General features: G+C 74.0%; 17 protein-coding genes. 11 read left to right on the top strand and 6 right to left on the bottom strand.

The annotated features are described in order from the left end of the window. Positions 1-90 precede the first annotated feature (90 nt). From ABFX46_RS23335 to ABFX46_RS23325, 3 genes are read left to right on the top strand one after another with little or no spacing between them, the layout of a single operon-like run. Positions 91-1362, top strand: coding sequence for a lipase family protein (locus tag ABFX46_RS23335; protein WP_346045140.1), 1272 nt, complete (start codon positions 91-93; stop codon positions 1360-1362). An 18-nt stretch (positions 1363-1380) separates the two neighbouring features. After that, positions 1381-2343, top strand: a complete 963-nt coding sequence (locus ABFX46_RS23330) for an acyl-CoA desaturase (protein WP_346045138.1) — start codon at positions 1381-1383, stop codon at positions 2341-2343. Beyond that, on the top strand, positions 2340-4112 hold the full coding sequence (locus ABFX46_RS23325; protein WP_346045136.1) for a fatty acyl-AMP ligase: 1773 nt from the start codon (positions 2340-2342) through the stop codon (positions 4110-4112). Before ABFX46_RS23330 ends, ABFX46_RS23325 begins: the two co-directional genes overlap by 4 nt. A gap of 3 nt (positions 4113-4115) precedes the next feature. On the opposite strand, the gene ABFX46_RS23320 is transcribed toward ABFX46_RS23325, so the two are convergent. Beyond that, positions 4116-5357, bottom strand: coding sequence for a PucR family transcriptional regulator (locus tag ABFX46_RS23320; RefSeq protein ID WP_346045134.1), 1242 nt, complete (start codon positions 5355-5357; stop codon positions 4116-4118). Between the two features lie 249 nt (positions 5358-5606). Here ABFX46_RS23320 and selA point away from each other — a divergent pair, with 249 nt between their 5' ends. The 3 genes from selA to selD are packed head-to-tail and all read left to right on the top strand — an operon-like array spanning position 5607 to position 9670. Then, on the top strand, positions 5607-6914 hold the full coding sequence (gene selA, locus ABFX46_RS23315) for an L-seryl-tRNA(Sec) selenium transferase (RefSeq protein ID WP_346045133.1): 1308 nt from the start codon (positions 5607-5609) through the stop codon (positions 6912-6914). After that, positions 6911-8674: a selenocysteine-specific translation elongation factor gene (gene selB, locus ABFX46_RS23310; protein WP_346045131.1), complete on the top strand. Its 1764-nt coding sequence runs from the start codon at positions 6911-6913 to the stop codon at positions 8672-8674. Before selA ends, selB begins: the two co-directional genes overlap by 4 nt. Beyond that, positions 8675-9670 (top strand): selenide, water dikinase SelD, encoded by a 996-nt coding sequence (gene selD, locus ABFX46_RS23305; protein ID WP_346045130.1) that lies wholly within the window; start codon positions 8675-8677, stop codon positions 9668-9670. A gap of 73 nt (positions 9671-9743) precedes the next feature. Here selD and fdh read toward each other — a convergent pair whose 3' ends face one another. From fdh to ABFX46_RS23280, 5 genes are all read right to left on the bottom strand, one after another. Then, the gene (gene fdh, locus ABFX46_RS23300) at positions 9744-12986 is read right to left on the bottom strand and encodes a formate dehydrogenase (protein ID WP_346045128.1); all 3243 of its coding nucleotides are present in this window, start codon (positions 12984-12986) and stop codon (positions 9744-9746) included. 132 nt (positions 12987-13118) lie between these two features. After that, positions 13119-13856, bottom strand: coding sequence for an SCO6745 family protein (locus tag ABFX46_RS23295; RefSeq protein ID WP_346045126.1), 738 nt, complete (start codon positions 13854-13856; stop codon positions 13119-13121). A gap of 38 nt (positions 13857-13894) precedes the next feature. After that, entirely contained in the window at positions 13895-15124 is a 1230-nt protein-coding gene (locus tag ABFX46_RS23290) for a PP2C family protein-serine/threonine phosphatase (protein ID WP_346045124.1), read from the bottom strand. A gap of 212 nt (positions 15125-15336) precedes the next feature. After that, entirely contained in the window at positions 15337-15873 is a 537-nt protein-coding gene (locus tag ABFX46_RS23285) for a MarR family winged helix-turn-helix transcriptional regulator (RefSeq protein WP_346045122.1), read from the bottom strand. Next, a complete protein-coding gene (locus ABFX46_RS23280) occupies positions 15870-16319 on the bottom strand; it encodes a hypothetical protein (protein ID WP_346045121.1) in 450 nt (149 codons plus the stop codon). The genes ABFX46_RS23285 and ABFX46_RS23280 overlap by 4 nt, the downstream gene beginning before the upstream one ends. Positions 16320-16538: 219 nt before the next feature. Between ABFX46_RS23280 and ABFX46_RS23275 the strand changes: the two genes are divergently transcribed. The 5 genes from ABFX46_RS23275 (at position 16539) to araB (ending at position 21948) form a co-directional block, all read left to right on the top strand. After that, the gene (locus ABFX46_RS23275) at positions 16539-16889 is read left to right on the top strand and encodes a hypothetical protein (RefSeq protein WP_346045119.1); all 351 of its coding nucleotides are present in this window, start codon (positions 16539-16541) and stop codon (positions 16887-16889) included. A 103-nt stretch (positions 16890-16992) separates the two neighbouring features. Beyond that, a complete protein-coding gene (locus ABFX46_RS23270) occupies positions 16993-18045 on the top strand; it encodes a LacI family DNA-binding transcriptional regulator (RefSeq protein WP_428831298.1) in 1053 nt (350 codons plus the stop codon). Between the two features lie 67 nt (positions 18046-18112). Next, the gene (locus ABFX46_RS23265; protein WP_346045117.1) at positions 18113-18778 is read left to right on the top strand and encodes an L-ribulose-5-phosphate 4-epimerase; all 666 of its coding nucleotides are present in this window, start codon (positions 18113-18115) and stop codon (positions 18776-18778) included. A gap of 3 nt (positions 18779-18781) precedes the next feature. Beyond that, entirely contained in the window at positions 18782-20278 is a 1497-nt protein-coding gene (araA, locus tag ABFX46_RS23260) for an L-arabinose isomerase (RefSeq protein WP_346045116.1), read from the top strand. A gap of 11 nt (positions 20279-20289) precedes the next feature. Continuing rightward, entirely contained in the window at positions 20290-21948 is a 1659-nt protein-coding gene (araB, locus tag ABFX46_RS23255; RefSeq protein ID WP_346045115.1) for a ribulokinase, read from the top strand. Positions 21949-22275 lie beyond the last annotated feature (327 nt).

Below are 22275 nucleotides of genomic sequence, written 5' to 3'. Positions count from 1 at the left end.
ACGAGCATGTGAGAAGACTTCATTCCGCGCGGCGGGCGTGATCGGCACAGTCGTCAGCGTTCGGTGTCCGGCCCACCCCCTGGAGCAGGAATGCGCCTCCGCACCTTGTTCAGCACCGCCGTGCTCGGCGCGGCGCTCGCCGTCCCCGTCACGGCGCCGCAGGCCGCGGCCGCGCCGCCGGGCTGCGACGCCACCGACGCCGACATCTACGCGGCGCCGCCGGCGGCGGTCACCGGGAACCCGGGCGACCTGCTCGCCTGCCGTCCGGCGAAGCTGACGAACATCCCCGGCGACGTCCCGATGAAGGCGTGGAAGGTCAGGTACGTCTCGACCGACGCCAAGGGGCAGAAGAACATCGTGACCGGGACGGTCGCCGTCCCGGACGCCGCCTGGACGAAGGGCGGCTCCCGCCCGACCGTCGCGTTCAACCCCGGGACGCTCGGCTCCGGCCTGCAGTGCGCGTTCTCCAAGCAGCTCGCCGGCCAGTACGTCGACATGTACGAGGGCGGGAACCTGCAGCTGTTCCTCAAGGCCGGGTTCGCGGTGGCCGCGACCGACGGGGCCGGGTACCTGAACGGGCAGGTCCACACGTACATGATCGGCGCGAACGCCGGGCACGCGCTGCTCGACATCGTCCGGACGTCCCGCCGGATCCCGGGCGGGACGCTCACCGCGGACGGCAAGGTCGGCATCTCCGGCTACTCCGAGGGCGGCGCCGCCTCCCTGTGGGGCGCGCAGCTCGCGTCCTCCTACGCGCCGGAGCTGAACGTGGTCGGCGCGGCGGCGGGCGGCGTGCCCGGCGACCTGAAGCTGACCGCGAAGCAGCTGAACGGCAGCTTCTTCGCGGGCTTCCTCGCCGACGCGCTGGTCGGCCTGAACGCCGCCTACCCGGAGATGCCGTTCACCGACCTGATGAACGACAAGGGCCGTCGGGCCATCGAGGACGTGAAGTCCAACTGCCTGTTCGGGACGCTCGCGGTGTTCCTCGGCGCCCGCGTCGAGAACTTCTCCAAGGACGGGCTCAGCCTGGAGCGGCTCTACGCGCTCAAGGGACCGGGCGGCGTGACGTGGAGCGAGATCGTCGACCGGCAGAAGCTCGGCGTGGACATCGGCACGCCCTCCTCCGGCGCCACGTACACGATCGGCTTCCCGGTGTTCCAGTACCGCGGCTGGCTGGAGGAGATCATCCCGCACGAGACCGAGGACGCCACCCGGCAGGCGTACTGCGAGGCCGGCATCAACACGACGTGGAAGAACACCTACCCGACCGAGCACCTGTCGACCGACTGGGGCGCCGCCGGGGACGTGACGAACTTCCTCGGCGACCGCTTCGAGGGCAAGCCCGTCCAGGGCAACTGCTGAGCTAAGGAGAACCAGGACATGACAGCGGGTGTCGCCGACGTCGGCAACCGAACGCCGCAGCCGGACATCTCCGGCACGGTCCCGTTGCCCGAGCGCATCGCGGTCGTGGTGTTCGTGGCCGCGCCGATCCTCGGGCTGCTGGCGGCCGTCCCCTTCCTGTGGGGCTGGGGGATCGGCTGGACGGACGTCGCCATCTTCGCCTTCCTCTATCCGCTCAACGCGCTCGGCATCACGGTCGGCTACCACCGGCACTTCACGCACGGCGGCTTCAAGGCCAAGCGGTGGCTGCGGATCGCGCTCGCCGTCCTCGGCGGGCAGGCGATGCAGGGGTCGGTGGTCCGGTGGGTCGCCGACCACCGCCGCCACCACAAGTACTCCGACCAGGAGGGCGACCCGCACTCGCCGTGGGCGTACGGGCCGGGCGTGTGGGGCCTCACCAAGGGGCTGTACCACGCGCACATGGGCTGGCTGTTCAGCAAGGACCGGACGTCCCGCAGCAAGTACGCGCCCGACCTGCTCAGGGACAAGGACATCCGGTTCCTGTCGCTCGACCCCGTCTACGCGGTGATCGTGCTGTCGACGTTCCTCGTCCCGATGGGGCTCGGCGCGCTGCTCACGTTCTCCTGGCACGGCGCCCTCACCGCGCTGTTCTGGGCGGGCCTGATGCGCGTGTTCGTCGGCGAGCACGTCACGTTCTCCATCAACTCCATCTGCCACGTGTTCGGCAAGGAGGACTTCAAGACCCGGGACAAGGCCCGCAACGTGTGGTGGCTGGCCATCCCGTCGTTCGGGGAGTCCTGGCACAACCTGCACCACGCCGACCCGACCTGCGCGCGGCACGGCGTCCTCAAGGGCCAGATCGACATCAGCGCCCGCGTCATCTGGCTCTTCGAGAGGCTCGGCTGGGTCTGGGACGTCCGCTGGCCCGACCGCGAGCGCCTCGCCTCCAGGCGCGTCACCCCCGACGGAGAAGCAGCATGAAGGACCTCCCCGCACTCGACCGGACGCCGCTGATCGAGCGGCTCGCCCGGTTCGCCAAGGACTTCCCCGGCGACCGCGCGTACACGTTCATGGACTACATGGCGGACCCGGACGGCGTCGCCACCCACGTCACCTGGGGCGAGCTGGACCGGCGCGCCCGCTCCATCGCCGCCGCGATCCGCCGCGCGACCGAGCCGGGGCGGCGGGTCGCGCTGCTCGCCCCGCAGGACCTGCACTACGTCACCGGGTTCCTCGGCGCGATGTACGCCCGCGTCATCGGCGTCCCGCTGTTCTCCCCGGACCTGCCCGGCCACGGCGACCGGCTGCTCGCCGTCTACGAGGACGCCGAGCCGGACGCCGTCATCACCACGCGCGCGTCGCTGCCGGCCGTCGAGGCGTTCCTCGGCGGCGAGTCGGTGCGCGCGCCGGCGGCGGTCATCGTCGCGGACGAGGTGGACGCGGCGCTCGACTGGGCGCCCGAGCCGATCGACCCCGGCGACGTCGCCTACCTGCAGTACACCTCCGGGTCGACCCGGACGCCGGCCGGCGTCATCATCACGCACGGCAACTTCGCGACGAACGCCGAGCAGCTGTGGCGGACGTTCGAGGGCATCCCGCGCGAGTCGTCCGGGGTGAACTGGCTGCCGGTGTTCCACGACATGGGCCTCGTCACCACGGTCGCGCTGCCGCTCGTCTACGGCAACCCGGGCGTGATCATGGACCCGGTGGCGTTCATCATGCGCCCGGTCCGCTGGCTGGAGCTGCTCAGCGAGCAGGAGCACGCGTTCACCGGCGGCCCCAACTTCGCCTACGAGTACCTCACCGCGCAGGTCACCGAGGAGGAGAAGGCGAAGCTCGACCTGAGCGGCGTGCAGGTCTTCATGAACGGCGCCGAGCCGATCCGGGAGAGCACCCTCACCGGCTTCTACGAGGCGTTCAAGGACTGCGGGCTGCGGCCGGAGGCGCAGGTGTGCGCCTACGGCCTGGCCGAGGCGACCGTGTACGTGTCGGCGTCGTCCCGGTTCCGGACGCCGACCCGCGTCGCGTTCGACCACGAGGCGCTCCGCCGCGGCGCCGCCGAGCCGTGCGACTCCGGCGCGCCCGGCGCGATCCAGCTGATCGCGTGCGGGACGTCCTACGGCCAGCACGTCGTGATCGCCGACCCGGAGACCGGCGTCCGGCTCCCGGACGGCGGGGTCGGCGAGATCTGGGTGCACGGCCCGAACGTCGCGGCGGGCTACTGGGGGCGTCCCGAGGCGACGAGGGAGACGTTCGAGGCGGAGCTGTCCGGCACGGTCGGCGACCTGCCGCGCGGGCCGTGGCTGCGCACCGGGGACCTCGGCGTCCTGCACGGCGGCGAGCTGTTCGTCACCGGACGGATCAAGGACCTCGTCATCGTCGACGGCCGCAACCACTACCCGCAGGACATCGAGTTCACCGTGTCCGGCGCGCACAAGGCGATCCGCCGCGAGTACACCTGCGCCGTGTCGGTCGACGCGGACTCCGGCACGGGCGACACCGAGGGCCTCGTGGTGATCGCCGAGCGGAACCGGCGGGTGCCGGTCGCGCTCCTCGACGTCGAGGAGGTGGCGCGGGCGGTGCGGGCGGCCGTGAAGCAGCAGCACGACCTGCGCGTCCACGACTTCGTGCTGATCGAGCCCGGCGGCCTGCTCCGCACCAGCAGCGGCAAGATCGCCCGCTCGGCCTGCCGGCGGGCCCACCTCGACGGGACGCTGCCCGTCACGGAGGTCGCCGCGCGCGCCGAGTGACGCTCACGCCTGCTCCCCGTCCGCGTTGTCCCGCAACCAGACGGGGAGCAGCAGCATGAGCTCCAGCCGGATCGCCGGGTCCTCGATGTCGTAGTCGAACAGCTCGTGGAGCTGCGCGAGCCGGTACCGGACGGTCTGCGGGTGCACGCACAGCGCCTCGGCCGCGTCCGTCGCGTTGAAGCCGTGCTTGAGGCACTCCAGCAGCGTGGCCGCGAGCCGGGACCCGCGGTGCGGGCCGACCGCGGTGAGCGGCGCGAGCCGGCGCCGCGCCGCCGCCTCGGCGAGCGTCCACCCTTCCTGCAGCAGCAGGTCGGGCATGTGCCGGTCGGCGTGCACGAGGCCGGTCCCGGTCCGGCCGAGCCGCCCGGCGGCCAGTAAGTCCAGCGTGCGGTGCGCCCAGTGCAGCGACACCCCGGCCCGGTCGGCGGGCACCGACGGGCCGACCGCGCCGGTCCAGCCGCCGAGGGTGGCGGTGAGCCGGTCGGGCCCGCCGGGCCGGTCCGGGTCGGGCATCACCAGGCACGGCCGGCCCCGGTCCAGGCCGCTCAGCAGGAACGGCGGCAGTCCCGCCGGCCCCTCGCCGCCGCTGCCGGGGCGCGGGGTCAGCACGATCACCGCGAGCCGCTCGGGCAGCGCCCACCCGGCGAGGTTCGCCTGCTCCACGACGACGTCCCGCGGCGCCGCCGGGTCGGACAGCAGCAGGCTCAGCAGCCGGCTGCGCCGCTGCTCGCGCTCGCCCGCCGCCTTCTCCCGCGCCCGCGCGTAGCCCTGCGCGGCGGCGGACGCCAGCAGGTCCAGGTAGGCGAAGTTCACCTCGGTGAGCGCGATCGCGAGCTCGCGCGGCTTCTGCAGCCGGTCGGCCTCCCGCGACAGGTACCGCCACGCCGTCCGGGACGCGACCCGCAGCGCGTTCTGCAGGTGCTCCAGCGAGCGGCCCTCCATCGCCTCGCCGTACCCGATGTCGAAGAAGACCTGGTGGACCTCCTTCCAGGACGCGTCCGGGTCGGCGATCATCTGCACGAAGTGGCCCATGCCGCGCGTGACCGCGACGCGCATCACCTCGACGTAGACGGGGTCGCCGGGGCGGGCGTACTCGGGGACGTGCCGGAGCACCCCCTCCACCATGATGTCGGCCAGTGCCGGGAGGTGCGGGCGGATCCACCGCGCCTCCTCGCGCGGGACGTCCCGCCAGGGCTCGCCCGACAGGTCGTCGGTCTCCGCGGACGTCTCGTACAGCTCCGTCACAGTGCCACCTCCGTCAGCGAACACCCGGGCCGCCAGGCTAAGTAACCTGGATCACACACGACACTCACATCGGTGACAACGCCACCGCCTTCGTTGTCATACGGGGTGGAACGGCACCCCTGAGAACGGACCGGACATCGTTCCGTTCATCGCGCCGAGACGGGGCGCGACCCGGCGGGAGGCCCCTGTTTCGGGGCGGTGCGGGCGGGTAGCGCTCTGCATCGGAGGTCGCTGATGGATGGTGGAGCCGTGCCCGTCGTGGCGGAGGACGGGCGGCGGCGGATCGCCCGCACCGATGTGCTGCTCGCCGAACCGCGGCTCGCCGAGGCGGCCGGGCGGCTCGGGCGCGGGGTGGTCAAGGCGGCCGTCGTCGCGGCGCAGCGCAGGGCGCGGGCGGGCGAGATCCCGCCCGGCGCGGTGGCCGACGCCGCCGTCGCCGCGCTGCCGGTGACGGCGTCCGGGCTGCGGCCCGTCATCAACGCGACCGGCGTCCTGCTGCACACCAACCTCGGGCGCGCGCCGCTGTCGGACGCCGCGCGGGAGGCCGTGGCCCTGGCGTCCGGTGCGACCGACGTGGAACTCGACCTCGCGACCGGGCGGCGGGCGAGGCGGGGCCGGTCGGCGCTGGCGGCGCTGGTGGAGCGGGTGCCGCAGGCCGAGGCCGCACACGTGGTCAACAACGGCGCGGCGGCGCTCGTGCTCGCCGCGCTCGCGCTCGCGCCGGGGCGGGAGATCGTCATCAGCCGCGGCGAGATGGTGGAGATCGGGGACGGGTTCCGCATCCCCGAGCTGCTCGCCGCGACCGGTGCGCGGCTGCGGGAGGTCGGCACGACCAACCGCACCGCGCCGGAGGACTACGCGGCGGCGGTCGGCGAGCAGACCGGGTTCATCCTGAAGGTGCACCCGTCGAACTTCCGGATCGAAGGGTTCACGCGCGGCGCGGACGTCGCGGAGCTGGCCGGGCTCGGGGTGCCGGTCGTCGCCGACATCGGGTCCGGGCTGCTCGCGCACGAGCCGCTGCTGCCGGACGAGCCCGACGCCGCGTCCATGCTCAAGGCGGGCGCGCACCTGGTGACGGCCAGCGGCGACAAGCTCCTCGGCGGGCCGCAGTGCGGGCTCGTCCTCGGGCGGGAGGACCTGGTGCGGCGGCTGGCGCGGCATCCGCTCGCGCGGGCGCTGCGCGTCGGCAAGATGACGCTGGCGGCTCTGGAGGCGACGCTCCGAGGGCCGCGCACCCCGGCCGAGGAGGCGCTGCACGCCGACGCGGCGGTCCTGCGCGAGCGTGCCGAGCGCATCGCCGCGCGGCTGCGGGACGGCGGCGCCGACGCGGTCGCGGTGGACAGCGAGGCGGCGGTCGGGGGCGGCGGCGCGCCCGGCGTCGTCCTGCCGAGCGCGGCCGTGTCCGTGCCCGAGCACTATGCGGCGCGGCTGCGGCGGGGCGTCCCGGCCGTGATGGGACGGGTCGAGGACGGGCGCTGCCTGCTCGACCTGCGGCCGGTGCCGCCCGAGCGGGACGGTGACCTGACCGAGGCGATCCTGGCCGCGGCGGCGCGATGATGCACGTCGTCGCCACGGCCGGGCACGTAGACCACGGCAAGTCCACCCTCGTCCGCGCCCTGACGGGGATGGAGCCCGACCGGCTGGAGGAGGAGCGGCGGCGCGGCCTGACGATCGAGCTGGGCTTCGCCTGGACGACCCTGCCCGGCGGCGACCGCCTCGCGTTCGTGGACGTCCCCGGGCACGAGCGGCTCGTCGGCACGATGCTCGCCGGCGTCGGGCCCGTCCCGGCGGTCATGTTCGTGGTGGCCGCCGACCAGGGCTGGCAGCGGCAGTCCGAGGAGCATCTGGCGGTGCTGGACGCGCTCGGCGTCCGGCACGGGCTCCTCGCCGTCACGCGGTGCGACCTCGCCGACCCCGACCTGGCCGACCTGGCGCGGGAGGAGGCGCTCGCCCACATCGCGGCCACCTCCTTCGGCGAGGTCGAGTCGGTCATGGTCAGCGGCACGACCGGTGACGGCCTGGACCGCCTGCGCGCCGCGCTGGAACGGCTGACCGCGTCCCTCCCCGCACCCGACGCCGACGCCGACGTGCGGCTGTGGATCGACCGCGTCTTCACCGTCCGGGGGAGGGGCACCGTCGTGACCGGGACGCTCGGCGCCGGGACGGTCCGCGTCGGCGACCGCCTCGCCGTCGGCGGCGACGTCGCGCGCGTCCGCGGCCTGCAGAGCCTCAAGGAAGACCACGATGAGGTCGGCGCCGTCGCCCGCGTCGCCGTCAACCTGCACGGAAGCGCGCGGGCGGCGGGCCGGGGCGAGGCGCTGCTCACCCCCGGACGCTGGCTCACCGCCGACGTCGTCGACGTGCGGCTGCGCGGCGAGCCGGCGCACGCCCTGCCGCGCGAGCTGACCCTGCACGCGGGATCGGCGGCGGTGCCGGTCCATGTCCGGCCGCTCGGCGCCGACACCGCGCGGCTGGCGCTGCGCCGGCCGCTGCCGCTGCGGGCCGGCGACATCGCGCTGCTGCGCGACCCCGGCGCCCACCGCGTCCCGGCCGGGGTCACGGTGCTGGACGTCCGCCCCGAGCCGTTCCGCAGGCGCGGCGCCGCGGCGGCGCGCGCCCGCGACCTCGCCTCGTTCGGCGAGCGGCCCGATGGCGCCGCCGAACTCCGCCGCCGCGGGCTCATCACGCGGGCTGAGCTGGTCGCGATGGGCTTCCCCGTCCCGTCCGCACCGGTGGCGGGCGACTGGCTCGCCGACCCCGGCCACTGGGAGGGCCTCCGCGAACGCCTCGTCACCGCCGTCGAGGAGCACGCCGCCGTGCACCCGACCGACCCCGGCCTGCCCGCCGACGCCGCCCGCCGCGCCCTCGGCCTGCCCGACCGGGCCCTCGTCGAGGCCCTCGCCGGCGGCCTGCGCCGGCGCGACGGCCGCATCTACGGGGAGACGACCGCGCCCGAACTGCCGGCGCCCGTCCGGAAGGCCGTCGACGCGATCCGCCGGGACCTGGGAGAGGCGCCGTTCCGGGCGCCGGACGCGGACCGGCTCGCCGAACTCGGACTCACCCCGAAGCTCCTCGCCGTCGCCGCCGCGACCGGCGCGCTGCTGAGGGTCGGCGACGGCATCGTCCTGCTGCCCGGCGACGACGCCCGGGCCGCCGCCCTGCTCGCGGGCCTCGGCCGCCCGTTCACGCTGAGCGAGGCGCGCCGCGCGCTCGGCACCACCCGCCGCGTCGCCGTCCCGCTCCTGGAGCACCTGGACGACAAGGGCTACACGGTCCGGGTGGACGACCTCCGGCGGCGCTGCACCCGGGAGGGGTAGATGAAGAGACTGACCCAGTACGCGCACGGCGGGGGCTGCGCCTGCAAGATCCCGCCCGGCGAGCTGGAGGACGTGGTCGCGGGCCTCGGCACCGTCCCGGACGCGCCCAACACCGAGCTCATCGTCGGCCTCGACACCGGCGACGACGCCGCCGTCGTCCGGCTGCCCGGCTCCCGGGGCGGGCTCGCCGCCGTCGCCACCGCCGACTTCTTCACCCCGGTCGTCGACGATCCCTACGACTGGGGGCGGATCGCCGCCGCGAACGCGCTGTCGGACGTCTACGCCGTCGGCGGCCGCCCCCTCGTCGCGGTGAACCTGCTCGCCTGGCCCCGCGGGGTCCTGCCGTTCGACCTCGCCCGCGAGGTGCTGCGCGGCGGCCTGGACGTCGCCGCCGAGGCCGGCTGCCACGTCGGCGGCGGCCACAGCGTGGACGACCCGGAACCGAAGTACGGCATGGCCGTCACCGGCGTCGCCGACCCGGCCGCCCTGCTCCGCAACGACGCCGGCAAGCCGGGCGTGCCGCTCACCCTGACCAAGCCGCTCGGCATCGGGGTGCTCAACAACCGGCACAAGGCGACCGGCGAGGTCTTCGAGCACGCCGTCGCGGCCATGGTGAAGCTGAACCGCGAGGCGTCCGCCGCCGCGCTGGAGGGCGGCGCCGTCTGCGCCACCGACGTGACCGGCTTCGGGCTCCTCGGGCACCTCTGCAAGCTGGCCCGCGCGTCCGGCGTGACCGCCGTGGTCGACGCCGCCGCCGTTCCCTACCTGGACGGCGCCCGCGAGTCGCTGCGCGCCGGGTACGTCAGCGGCGGCACCCGCCGCAACCTCGACTGGGTCGCCCCGCACACCGACTTCGGCGGCGCATCCGAGGAGGACCGCCTCCTCCTAGCCGACGCACAAACCTCGGGCGGCCTCCTGGTAGCGGGCGAGATCCCAGGCGAGCCGATCATCGGCGAACTGACCCCGGCAGGCGAGCACCCCCTCCTCATCCGCTGACCCTTCTTACGTTGACCTGCGGCGTGTTGTTGTTATGAGCCGCCTCATAACAACAACACGCCGCAGGTCAACGTCAGACTTCGGTGCCGGTGTCGTCGGTGATGCCGGCTCGGGCGCGGTATTCGCGGACCAGGGCCGGTGCGGCGGGGCCGCGCGGGCGGCGGCCCGGACGGATGTCCACCGACAGCGCCTTCGCCTCCTGGATGTGGGTGTTCGGGTCCAGCGACAGGTGCAGCAGCTCGTTCGCCGCGTCACCGGTGCTGTAGCCGTTCGGGCCCCAGTGGTAGGGCAGGCCGATCTGGTGCATCGTCCGGCCGTCCACGGTCAGCGGCTGCATCCGGTCGGTGACCAGCACGCGGGCCTCGATGACGGCGCGTGCGCTGATGATCGTCGCCCAGCCGCCGTGCTCCAGCCCCTGCATGGCCGCCAGCTCCGGCGACACCTCGCAGAAGAACTCCGGCTGGAGTTCGGCCAGGTACGGCTGCCAGCGCGACATGCCGCCCGCCGTGTGGTGCTCGGTGAGCCGGTAGGTGGTCGTCACGAACGGGTACACGTCCGCGCCCGGCGACCCGTCGACCGGCGCGTACCGGTTGTCGGGGTGCGGCGGCAGCAGGTGCCGGACGGGGTTGCGCTGCTGCGTGTACAGCGGGTTCGTGAACGGCGACTCCTGCGGCTCGTAGTGCGTCGGCAGCGGGCCGTCGGTCAGCCCCGCCGGGACGAACAGCCACGCCTTCCCGTCCGCCTGCATGATGAACGGGTCGTCGCCGGCGAGCGCGTCGGGCCCCGTCGCGTCGCTCGGCGGCTTGTAGTCGGGCGGGCGGTCGGCGATGAAGTCGGGCACGTCGTGGCCCGTCCACGTGCCCTCCTCCGCGTCCCACCAGACGTACGCCTTGCGCTCGCTCCACGGCTTGCCGTCCTTGTCGGCGGACGCCCGGTTGTAGATGATGCGCCGGTTCGACGGCCACGCCCAGCCCCATTCGGGCGCGACCCAGTGCTGGTCCCTGCCGGGCTTGCGGCGTGCGGTCTGGTTGACGCCGTCCGCGTAGCAGCCGCAGTAGATCCAGCAGCCGCACTTCGTGGACCCGTCGTCCTTCAGCTGCGTATAGGACGACAGTGGGTTCCCCTCGCCGTCGAAGCCGTTGATCTCGGCCAGCACCGCCTCGGCGTCCGGCTCGTCGAGCGGGCCGTGCGTCGGGTAGTCCCACGTCAGGTCGAGGACGGGGCGGTCCATCTCGTCGGCCGACCCGGCGAGCTTCTCCCGGATGATCCGGCCCAGGTGGTACATGAACCACAGGTCGCTGCGCGCGTCCCCGGCGGGCTCCACCGCCTGGTGGTGCCACTGCAGCATGCGCTGGGTGTTGGTGAAGCTGCCGTCCTTCTCGGTGTGCGTGGCGGCGGGCAGGAAGAACACCTCGGTGCCGATGTCCTCGGTGCGCATCTCGCCCGTCTCGATCTCCGGGCCGTCCTTCCACCACGTCGCCGACTCGATCTGGGAGAAGTCGCGGACGACGAGCCAGTCCAGGTTCGCCATCCCGAGCCGCTGGATCTTGGAGTTCGCGGACCCGACGGCCGGGTTCTCGCCCAGCAGGAAGTAGCCCTTGCACACGCCGTCGATCTGCGCCATCGACGTCTCGTAGGTGCTGTGCGAGCCGGTCAGCCGGGGCAGGTAGTCGAAGCAGTAGTCGTTGTCCTCGGTCGCCGCGTCGCCCCAGTACGACTTCAGCAGGCTCACGGTGTACGACCGCATGTTGCCCCAGAAGCCCTTCTTCGCCGACTCGGCCCGGACGAACGCGTCGAGGTCCTCGTTGGTGTGCGCGTGCGGCATCGGGATGTAGCCGGGCAGCAGGTTGAACAGCGTCGGGATGTCGGTCGAGCCCTGGATGGACGCGTGGCCGCGCAGCGCCAGGATGCCGCCGCCGGGCCGCCCGATGTTGCCGAGCAGGCTCTGCAGGACCGCCGCCGTGCGGATGTACTGGACGCCGACCGTGTGCTGCGTCCAGCCCACCGCGTACACGAACGCCGACGTCCGGTCCCGGCCCGAGTTCTCGGTGAGCATCTCGCACACCTGCAGGAACTGGTCCCGCGGGACGCCGCAGATCCGCTCGACCATCTCCGGGGTGTACCGGGAGTAGTGCCGCTTCAGCACCTGGAACACGCAGCGCGGATGCTCCAGGTCCGGGTCCCGCTCCGGGTGGCCCTCTCCTATGGCGGCGCCGCCGGAGCCGTGCGCCTCGCCGCGCCCGGCCTCGGAGACGCGGTCGTCGTACTCCATGTCCCGCTCGCCGGCGGCCGACTGCACCTCCATGCCCTCGTACTGCCACGTCGTGTGGTCGTAGCTGCGCTTCTCCGGGTCCAGGCCGGAGAAGACGCCGTCGAGGTCCTCGGTGTCGCGGAACTCCTCGGTGAGGATCACCGGCGCGTTGGTGTAGGCCACCACGTAGTCGCGGAAGTACCTGTCGTTCTGCAGGACGTAGTTGATGATCCCGCCGAGGAACGCGATGTCACTGCCCGCGCGCAGCGGGACGTGCGCGTCCGCGAGCGCGCTGGTCCGGGTGAACCGCGGGTCCACGTGGATCAGCTTCGCCCCGCGCGCCTTCGCCTCCATCACCCACTGGAACCCGACCGGATGGCACTCGGCCATGTTCGAGCCCTGGATGACGATGCAGTCGGAGTTCTGCAGGTCCTGCTGGAAGGTGGTCGCGCCGCCGCGGCCGAACGAGGTCCCCAGACTGGGGACGGTGGAGGAGTGTCAAACGCGCGCCTGATTCTCGATCTGCACCGCGCCGAGCGCGGTGAACAGCTTCTTGATCAGGTAGTTCTCCTCGTTGTCGAGCGTCGCGCCGCCGAGGCTGGCCAGCCCGAGCGTGCGCCGCACGCGCAGGCCGTCCTGCTCCCACTGCCAGCCCTGCCGGCGCGCCTCGATCACCCGGTCGGCGATCATGTCCATCGCCGTGCCGAGGTCGAGCGGCTCCCAGTCGGTGCCGTGCGGGCGCCGGTACAGCACCCGGTACTCGCGGGCCGACCCGGTGGTCAGCTGGAGGCTGGCCGAGCCCTTCGGGCACAGCCGCCCCCGGCTGACCGGGGAGTCCGGGTCGCCCTCGATCTGGGTGACCTTGCCGTCCTTGACGTACACGTCCTGCCCGCAGCCGACCGCGCAGTACGGGCAGACGGACTTCACGACCCGGTCGGCGGTGCTCACCCGCGCCCTGATCCGCTCGGACCCCGCGCTCTTCGCCGCGGCTCCGCGGCCGAGCGGATCGTCGCCGGTGAACTGGCGGTAGACGGGCCATGACCCGATCCATGTACGAACGCCCATGTCACCCCACCCTTCACCGCTGGCGCGCCGTCCACCTACCCGCCGCCGGAACGGCAAAACACACGTGTGGTTCATCAGCGGTCCGTTCTTGTCGTCTCGCGACAAGAACGGACGCGGCCCTTCGGGAGCGGCTCAGCCGAGGACGGCCGCGCCCGCCTTCTCCACCAGGCCGGCGTACTCGGCCCGCTCGGACGGCGTCAGCGCCCGCTCGTACACCTCGGCGGCGAGCCGGTCGGTGATCTGCTCGGCCTCCGCGAGCCGGGGCTTGAGGTGCGCGCAGTCGGGGAGGTCGCCCTGCCAGCCGCAGAACCGGGCCTTCCCCTCGCCCTCGTCGGCCAGCACGGCCTCCAGCGGCGACAGGCCGACGGCGGTCGTCGCGACGAGGTGCAGGCCGCCGCGCAGCTCCCGCAGGACCTGCAGCACCTGCACCAGCCGGCCGGGCCCGCTGTCGGGCAGCGGCTCGGCGCGCCAGCCGCAGAACAGCGGCAGTCCGGCGCCCTCGGCCGCGTCCGCGACCCGCTCGGCCAGCTCGCACAGGCGCGGGTCGTCCGGCACGTGCTCCTCGGCCCACGCCGTGAACGCGGTGGCGTACCGCCGCGCCGCCTCCCGGGCCCCGGCGACGGCGATGCCCTCGTCCCACATGGCCCGGACGACCCCGGGCTCGAAGAAGCCGAGCGCGGCCCGCACCACGCCGCCGTCGACGTCCCCGAGCACGCCGCCGCGCCCGGCGAAGTAGAACGCGAACGGGTTGCCGTACCCGAGTTCCTTCCCGTGCGCGGAGACCGCCGGGTCCAGCATCCACTTGGAGCCGATGTCGTGGACGATGCCGTCCGCGGCCCGGACGGTCTCGGCGGCGGTCAGTTCCGGCATGGCGGCCTCCTCGGTGGCACGGCGATGTAAGCGGGAGGTTACCCGGCGGCCGGAGAGCCGTGCCAGTCGAGGCACACCACCACGGCGTCGTCGGCGAGACCGGCGCCGTCGTGGAACTCGATCAGCTCGTTGATGATGGTCAGCGGCACCTCCGCCGCGTCCTGCAGCCGGCTGCGCCGGGTCGCCTGCTCCAGCGCGTGCGTGCCGAACTCGCCGCGCCCGGTCGTCGCGGCGAAGACGCCGTCGCTGACGATGACCAGCCGGTCGCCCGGCTCGAGCGCGAACCGCTGCGGCCGGTACTCGGTGTCGGGGAACATGCCGAGCGGGAGCTGCTGCTCCAGCGGCACCCGCGTCACCTCGGTGCCGCGCAGCCGCAGGATCCGCGGCGAGCCCGCGTCTATGACGTGCACGGTGCCGTCGCCGACGTCGATCCGCATGACGAGGGTCTCGGTGAACTCCCGGCCGCCGTAGCGGACGTGCACCATGTCGTTCGCCAGGCTCGCCTGCTCGCCGAGGTCGGCGCCGGAGCGGCGCGCGTTGCGCAGCGCGCCGACGGTGAGCGAGGTCAGCAGCGCCGCGCTGATGCCGGTGCCCGCGCCGTTGGTGACGGTCAGCGCCAGATGGTCGTGCTCGGCGGACCAGTCGAAGTTGTCCCCGCCGATCGAGTACGCGGGCTCCAGGTGGCCCGCGAGGCTGAACGCCTCGTCCGCGCACCCGTGCCCGGGGAGCAGCTGCCACTGCAGCTCGGCGGCGAGCGTGAGGCGCCGCCGGCGCCTGGCCCGCTCGTACCGGTCGGTCCAGTTCCACGCGACCTTCAGGGCGATGCCGAGCAGCTCGCCGATCTCCGCCGGCGCGTCCGGGCCGCCCCACGGCTCCGCCGAGGCGACCTCGAGGACGCCGAGCCGCTCGCCCCGCGCGGTGACCGGTATGTAGGTCCGCGTCTCGCGCGGCCCACCGCCGTCCTCGGCCCCGGCGACCAGCACGCCGCGCGTGACGTACGCGCGGCCGGCGGTGCTCTGCCGGATGGGGAGCGCCTCGTCGGCGGACTCGGCGGCCCCGAGCGCGGCCGGGACCGGCTCGACCGGCAGCAGCACCCGCGAGTGGTAGTCGCTCACCAGCAGCCGGACGCCCGAGACCTGCGGGTACTCGCGGCGGAGCACGGCGGCCAGCGCCTCGGGCACCGCGTGCGCGGGCGCGGCGCGCAGCGCCCGCTCGATGGCGGCCGGGCGGCCCCGCTCACCCGTGGCCAGGCGGCCCTCCGTGCTCATCGCGACCCCATCTCGTTGCTGTCTGCCGACGCCGGACGCGGCCGCGCCCCGGTCTCCGGCCGGCCCCCTCGTCCGGCCGGCCACCAGGGGGAGCGGCTCCGTGCTCCGGTCCGTCCCGGCCACCGCTCACCCGGGGACGGAGGACCGCAGGGGAAGACTGCCAAAGAGTTTGCCTTATGGCAAATACTTGACGTCGAGTGGTGAACACGCCGTCAGGCGGTGCGGGAGTCGGTGCGGGAGTCGAGGGCCCGCGGCCCGCCGGGCGCCCGCCGCTCGCACGCCTGGCCGAACTCCGTCAGCGCGTCGATCAGCCGGGCCCGGGACGCCGGCGACAGGTGCGCGAGCACGTCCCGCACCGCCGCGCGCCGCCGCCGGACGAGCTGCGCGTGCAACTGCTCGCCCTGGTCGCTGAGCCGGACGATGATCTCCCGCCGGTCCGCGCGGGCGGGCTCGCGCACGATCAGCCCGGCGGCCTCAAGCCGGTCGCACAGCCGGCTCGTGGACGAGGGGATGGCGCCGAGCTCCTCGGCCAGCCCGCCGAGGTTCAGCCGTCCGAACCGCGAGATCGCCTCCACCGCGCGCAGCTGGATGGGCGAGATGGCCGGTTCGAGCCCCTGCTCCGCGCGGCTCCACAGCTGCGCCGTCGTGCTCAGCACGCGCTCAACGGCGGCCGTCACGTCGTCCGGGACGCCGGCCGCCGCATCGTCCACCGGCTCGTCACCCGACGTCCGCGGTCGTCGCTGGCTCACAGCTCGGCCTTTCGCACGGAGTACCCTTCGACGGCCCGGTTCCCAGGGCGCCCGCCGCGTCCTCCCGGCGGAATCACCGCAGCGCGTCGGCCGTGATCGGGCGGTACGGTCGCGGGCGGTACCCCACGATAGAGGCAACCGGCGTCACGGCGCGACGGTGCGTCGGGCGGCGGGGGCGGGCCGGTGCGGAGGCGGTCGACGAGGACGTCCAGTTCCGCCGCGGTCCCGGGGGCGTCCCACGTCCAGAACGGGACGGTCCGCAGGTGCCGGCCGCGGGGGTCGAGCAGCTGGCCCGCCAGCTTCAGCTGCCACAGCGCCACCGCCCGGTCGGTGACGGTGAGCCGCGGGAACCGCCGGCGCAGCGCCGCCTCGAACGACCGGATGTGCTCGACCGAGCGCAGCCAACGGCGAACAGGATGTCGTGCGGGCCCGACAGCGACGCGCACATGCGGGTCTCCCGCAGGCCCGCGAGTTCCCCGGCGACGTCCAGCTCGCGCTGGTCGTGCTCGCCCTCGCTTGCGTGGCCGTCTCGTTCGTCGCCGTCCCCGAGTCGGTGCGCCGCGCCACCGGGTGCTGCCCGCGATGCTGGTCAGCGTCGTCGCGTTCACCGCCGTCATCGCCCGCAGGGTTGGATACCGCACGCGCTGATCGGCTCGTTCCTGCTGGTGGCGGCCGGCTTCACCGCGTTCGCCGCCGCGCACGACGTGCTGTGGGTGGTGGTCGCCGAGCCGACCGTGCTGGCGGCCGGGATGGGGGTGGCGCTCGGCGGGATGCCGACCGTGATCGCGGAGGCGTCCGACCCGTCCCGGACCGGCATCTCCACCGCCGTGTACAACAACGTCAAGACCGTCGGCGGTGCGGTGGCGGGCGGCATGTTCGGGACGCTGCTCGCCGCGCCCGCGGGCGCGGGCGGCCCGGCCGAGGGCGGCTATCCGGCCGTCTGGCTGGTCAGTGCCGCGTTCGCGCTGCTGGCCGCCGTGCTCGCGCTCGCCGCGCGGGGGCGCGCGGCGGCCTGACGTCCGGTGCCGGACGCCCTGCTCGGCGGGGCGTCCGGCCTGTTGACATTCGGGCGAGTTAGCGCAAACATTCGGGGCGTAGCGAGGAAATCGGGGAGGCGATGTGGCCGCCGAATCACCGGAGGCGCCCGACGGCCGGCGGCTGGCGGTGATGGAGGACGTGGCCGCGATGGCCGGCGTCTCGGCGATGACCGTGTCGCGCGTGCTGAACACCCCCGAGAAGGTGCGGCCGCAGACCCGCGCCCGGGTGATGGCGGCGGTGCAGGCCCTCGACTACCGGCCGAACTCGGCGGCCCGGGTGCTCGCCACCGGGCGGTCCGGGGTGCTCGGCGTCGTCAGCTTCGACACCACCCTGTACGGGCCCGCGTCCACGGTGTTCAGCATCGAGCAGGCCGCCCGCGAGCACGGCTACAACGTCAGCATCGTCAGCCTCAGCTCGCTGAACCGGCGCTCGATCGGGGAGGGCGTGGAGCGGCTGCGCGCCCAGTCCGCGGACGGGATCATGGTCGTGGCCCCGCACGAGTCGGCCGCCGACGGGCTGAAGGAGCTGCCCTCCGACACCCCGCTGGTCGCGGTCGGCGCCGGGGGCGACGTGCCGTTCCCCGCCGTGGCGGTCGACCACCGGGCCGGCGCGGAGCGGGCCGTCCGGCATCTGCTGAGCCTCGGCCACGAGACCGTCCTGCACCTGGCCGGGCCCGCCGACTGGGTGGACGCGAGCGGCCGCGCGGACGGCTGGCGGGCCGCGCTGGAGGCCGCCGGACGGGAGGTCCCGGACGCGCCGACCGGCGACTGGAGCGCCCGCTCCGGCTACGAGATCGGCCGGCAGATCGCCGCCGAGCCCGAGGTCACCGCGGTGTTCGCGGCCAACGACGCGATGGCGCTCGGGCTGCTGCGGGCGCTGCGCGAGGCCGGCCGCGACGTGCCCGGCGAGGTGAGCGTCGTCGGCTTCGACGACGTGCCCGAGGCCGCCTACTTCCCGCCGCCGCTGACGACCGTCCGGCAGAACTTCGGCGAGGTGGGGCGGCGTGCGTTCGGCCTGCTGCTGGGCCGGATCGAGGGAGCCTCCCGGCCGGTTCCCGATCCGGCCGCCGCCCGCCGCGTGGTGGAACCCGAGCTCGTCGTCCGGGAGAGCACCGGGGTGCGCCGCCGCACCTGACCCCCCCGTCCGAGACCGAGGCGCCTTTCGGCAGCCCGATGATGTTAGCGCTAACAAAGGAGCGGACATGACAGCCCCCGAGACCGCCGCGCTCCGCACCGAACTCGCCGTCCTGCACCGGCTGCTCGTCGAGGGCGGACTGGTCGTGTGGACGGCCGGGAACGTCTCCGCCCGGGTGGACGGCGGCAGCTTCCTGATCAAGCCGAGCGGCGTGCCCTACGAGGACCTCACCCCCGACGCGATGGTGCTGTGCGACCTGGAGGGCAAACCGGTCGGCGACCAGCCCCTCAAGCCGTCCAGCGACGTGTTCGCGCACGCGTACGTGTACCGGCATCGCCCGGACGTCGGGGGCGTGGTGCACACCCACTCCACCTACGCGACCGCCTGGGCGGCGCGCGACGAGCCGATCCCGTGCGTGCTCACCGCGATGGCGGACGAGTTCGGCGGCGAGATCCCGGTCGGCCCGTTCGCGCTCATCGGCGGCGACGACATCGGCCGCGGCATCGTCGAGACGCTCGACGGGCACCGCAGCCCGGCCGTCCTCATGCGCAACCACGGGGTCTTCACGATCGGCGCCGACGCCCGCGCCGCCGTGAAGGCGGCCGTGATGTGCGAGGACGTCGCCCGCACCGTCCACCTGTCCCGCCAGCTCGGCGAGCCGCTGCCGATGGACGCGGGCGACATCGACCGGTTGTACGACCGCTACCAGAACGTCTACGGGCAGAGGGGCTGAGGCATGAGCTTTCCGAACCGCGAGATCTGGTTCCTCACCGGCAGCCAGGGCCTGTACGGCGACGACACCCTGCGCCAGGTCGCCGACCAGTCCGGCGCGATCGCCGCGCGGCTCGGCGAGGCGCTGCCGGTCGCGCTGCGCTGGACGCCGGTGCTGACCGACGCGGACGCGATCCGCCGGATCTGCCTGGACGCGAGCGCCGACGACTCCTGCATCGGGGTGATCGCCTGGATGCACACCTTCTCCCCGGCGAAGATGTGGATCGCCGGCCTGGACGTGCTGTCCAAGCCGCTGCTGCACCTGCACACGCAGGCGAACGTCGAGCTGCCGTGGCACTCGATCGACATGGACTTCATGAACCTGAACCAGGCCGCGCACGGCGACCGGGAGTTCGGCTACATCCAGTCCCGGCTCGGCGTCGCCCGCAAGACCGTCGCCGGGCACGTCTCCGACCCGGCGGTGGGCGCCCGCATCGCCGGATGGGCGCGCGCGGCGGCCGGGCACCACGAGCTGCGCACGCTGAAGCTCGCCCGGTTCGGCGACAACATGCGGGACGTCGCGGTCACCGAGGGCGACAAGGTCGAGGCGCAGCTCCGGTTCGGCGTCTCCGTCAACACCTACGGCGTGAACGACCTGGTCGACGTGGTGGACGCCGTCGCCGACGTCGACGTCACCGAGCTGGTCAAGGAGTACGAGGACGCCTACGACGTCGTCCCGGAGCTGCGGCCGGGCGGCGACCGGCACGAGTCCCTGCGCTACGGCGCCCGCATCGAGCTGGGCCTGCGGACGTTCCTCGACGGCGGCGGCTTCAAGGCGTTCACGACGAACTTCGAGGACCTCGGCGGCCTGCGGCAGCTGCCCGGCCTCGCCGTCCAGCGGCTGATGGCCGACGGCTACGGCTTCGGCGGCGAGGGCGACTGGAAGACGGCGACGCTGCTGCGCACGCTGAAGGCCGCGTCCGCCGGCCTGCCCGGCGGCACGTCGTTCATGGAGGACTACACCTACCACCTGGAACCGGGCAACGAGCTGATCCTCGGCGCGCACATGCTGGAGGTCTGCCCGTCGATCGCGGCCGGGCGGCCGTCGCTGGAGATCCACCCGCTCGGCATCGGCGGGCGCGAGGACCCGGTGCGGCTCGTGTTCGACGCCGCGCCCGGTCCCGCCGTCGTGGTCGGCCTCGCCGACATGGGGGACCGCTTCCGGCTCGTCGCGAACGAGATCGAGGTCGTCGCGCCGCCGGAGCCGCTGCCCATGCTCCCGGTCGCCCGCGCGGTGTGGCGTCCGCTGCCGGACCTGCGCACCTCCACCGAGGCGTGGCTGACGGCGGGCGCGCCGCACCACACCGTCCTGTCCGCCGCGCTCGGCGCCGAGGAGCTCGCCGATCTCGCCGAGATGGCCGGGGTCGAGCTGCTCACCATCGACGCCGGTACCACGCTGCGCCAGTTCACCAAGGAGATCCGCTGGAACCAGGCGTACCATCGCCTGGCCCAGGGCCTTTAGAGGAGGAGCCCATGAGCGCGGACGAGCGGTACGTCGTCGGGGTCGACTTCGGCACGCTGTCGGGGCGGGCGGTGGTCGTCCGCGTCCGGGACGGCGCCGAACTCGGCGACGGCGTCCACGAGTACGGCCACGGGGTGATCGACGAGCGGCTGCCGTCCGGGGTCCCGCTTCCCCCGGACTGGGCCCTCCAGTCGCCCGAGGACTGGCTGGACGTGCTGCGCCTCGCCGTGCCGAAGGCGCTGGCGGTCGCGGGCGTCCCGGCGTCGCAGGTCATCGGCATCGGGACCGACTTCACCGCCTGCACCGTCCTCCCGGCGGCGGCGGACGGCACCCCCCTGTGCGAGCGCCGCCCCGACCGCCCGCACGCCTGGCCCAAGCTGTGGAAGCACCACGCCGCGCAGCCGCAGGCCGACCGGATCAACGCGCTGGCCGCCGAGCGCGGCGAGCCGTGGCTGCGCCGCTACGGCGGCAAGATCTCCTCGGAGTGGCAGTTCGCGAAGGCCCTGCAGCTCCTGGAGCAGGACCCGGAGCTGTACGCCGAGGCCGACCGCTGGATCGAGGCCGCCGACTGGATCATCTGGCGGCTCACCGGCACCGAGTCCCGCAACACCTGCACGGCCGGCTACAAGGGCATCCACCAGGACGGCCGGTACCCGTCCCGCGAGTTCCTCGCCGGGCTCCACCCCGGCTTCGCCGACTTCACCGGCAAGCTCGGCCACGAGATGGCGCCGCTCGGCGGCCTCGCCGGGACGCTGACCGCGCAGGCCGCCGGCTGGACGGGCCTCCCCGAGGGCATCGCGGTCGCGGTCGGCAACGTCGACGCGCACGTCACCGCCGCGGCCGCCGACGCCGTCCGGCCCGGCCAGATGGTCGCGATCATGGGCACGTCCACCTGCCATGTCATGTCGTCGGACCGGCTCGCCGAGGTCCCCGGCATGTGCGGCGTCGTCGCCGACGGCATCGTGCCGGGGCTGTGGGGCTACGAGGCCGGCCAGTCCGGCGTCGGCGACATCTTCGGCTGGTTCGTCGACACCTGCGTGCCCGCCTACTACAACCAGGTCGCCGCCTCCGAGGGCCGGACCGTCCACGAGCACCTGACCGCGCTCGCCGAGGCGCAGCCGGTCGGGCGGCACGGCCTCGTCGCGCTCGACTGGCACAACGGCAACCGCTCGGTCCTCGTCGACCACGACCTGTCCGGGCTGATCGTCGGCCAGACCCTCGCCACCAGGCCCGAGGACGTCTACCGCGCCCTCATCGAGGCGACCGCGTTCGGCGCCCGGATGATCGTGGAGACGTTCGAGGCGTCCGGCGTGGCGGTCGAGGAGTTCGTCGTCGCGGGCGGGCTGATGAAGAACGCCTTCCTCATGCAGGTGTACGCCGACGTGCTGCGGCGCCCGCTGTCGGTCATCGGGTCGGCGCAGGGCCCGGCGCTCGGCTCGGCGATCCACGCGGCCGTCGCCGCGGGCGCCTACCCCGACATCACCTCGGCCGCCGCCGCGATGGGGCGCCGCGTGCCGTCCGCGTACGTCCCGGACCGGGCCCGCGCCGACGCCTACGACGACCTCTACGAGATCTACCGGGCCCTCCACGACCACTTCGCGGACGGCGCGATCATGCACCGCCTCCGCGCGCTCAGAGCACCGGCGGGCAGCCCTACTGAGTCCGAGTAGAGCCGGGGAGGACGTAGCTGGTCGTCGCGGTGCGGCCCGATGCCCGGCCGACGGCACTGACCTCGACCGTTCCGGGCGGCGAGGCGCGCAGGAGCCGGTACTCGAAGCCGCCGTCGCCGGCGGCGGTGACCTGGTACCGGCTGCGCGCGCCCAGCGGCCAGGTGCAGGCCAGGTCGACGGTCTCGCCGGGCTCGAACCCCGTGCCCTTGATCGGGCAGGCCGCGCCGTCGGCCGGGACCGCGCACGGCGTCAGGCCCGCGGAGTTCGATCGCGCCGATCCGCAGCGGCAGGGTTCCGGTGTTGGACACGGTCACCGTCCCCTCGCAC

It is taken from the genome of Actinomadura chokoriensis (genome assembly GCF_039529475.1).
Lineage (GTDB): Bacteria > Actinomycetota > Actinomycetes > Streptosporangiales > Streptosporangiaceae > Spirillospora > Spirillospora bangladeshensis.
Note: the sequence above shows the minus strand (reverse complement) of the source record. Positions and strands in the feature narration are given on the sequence as shown.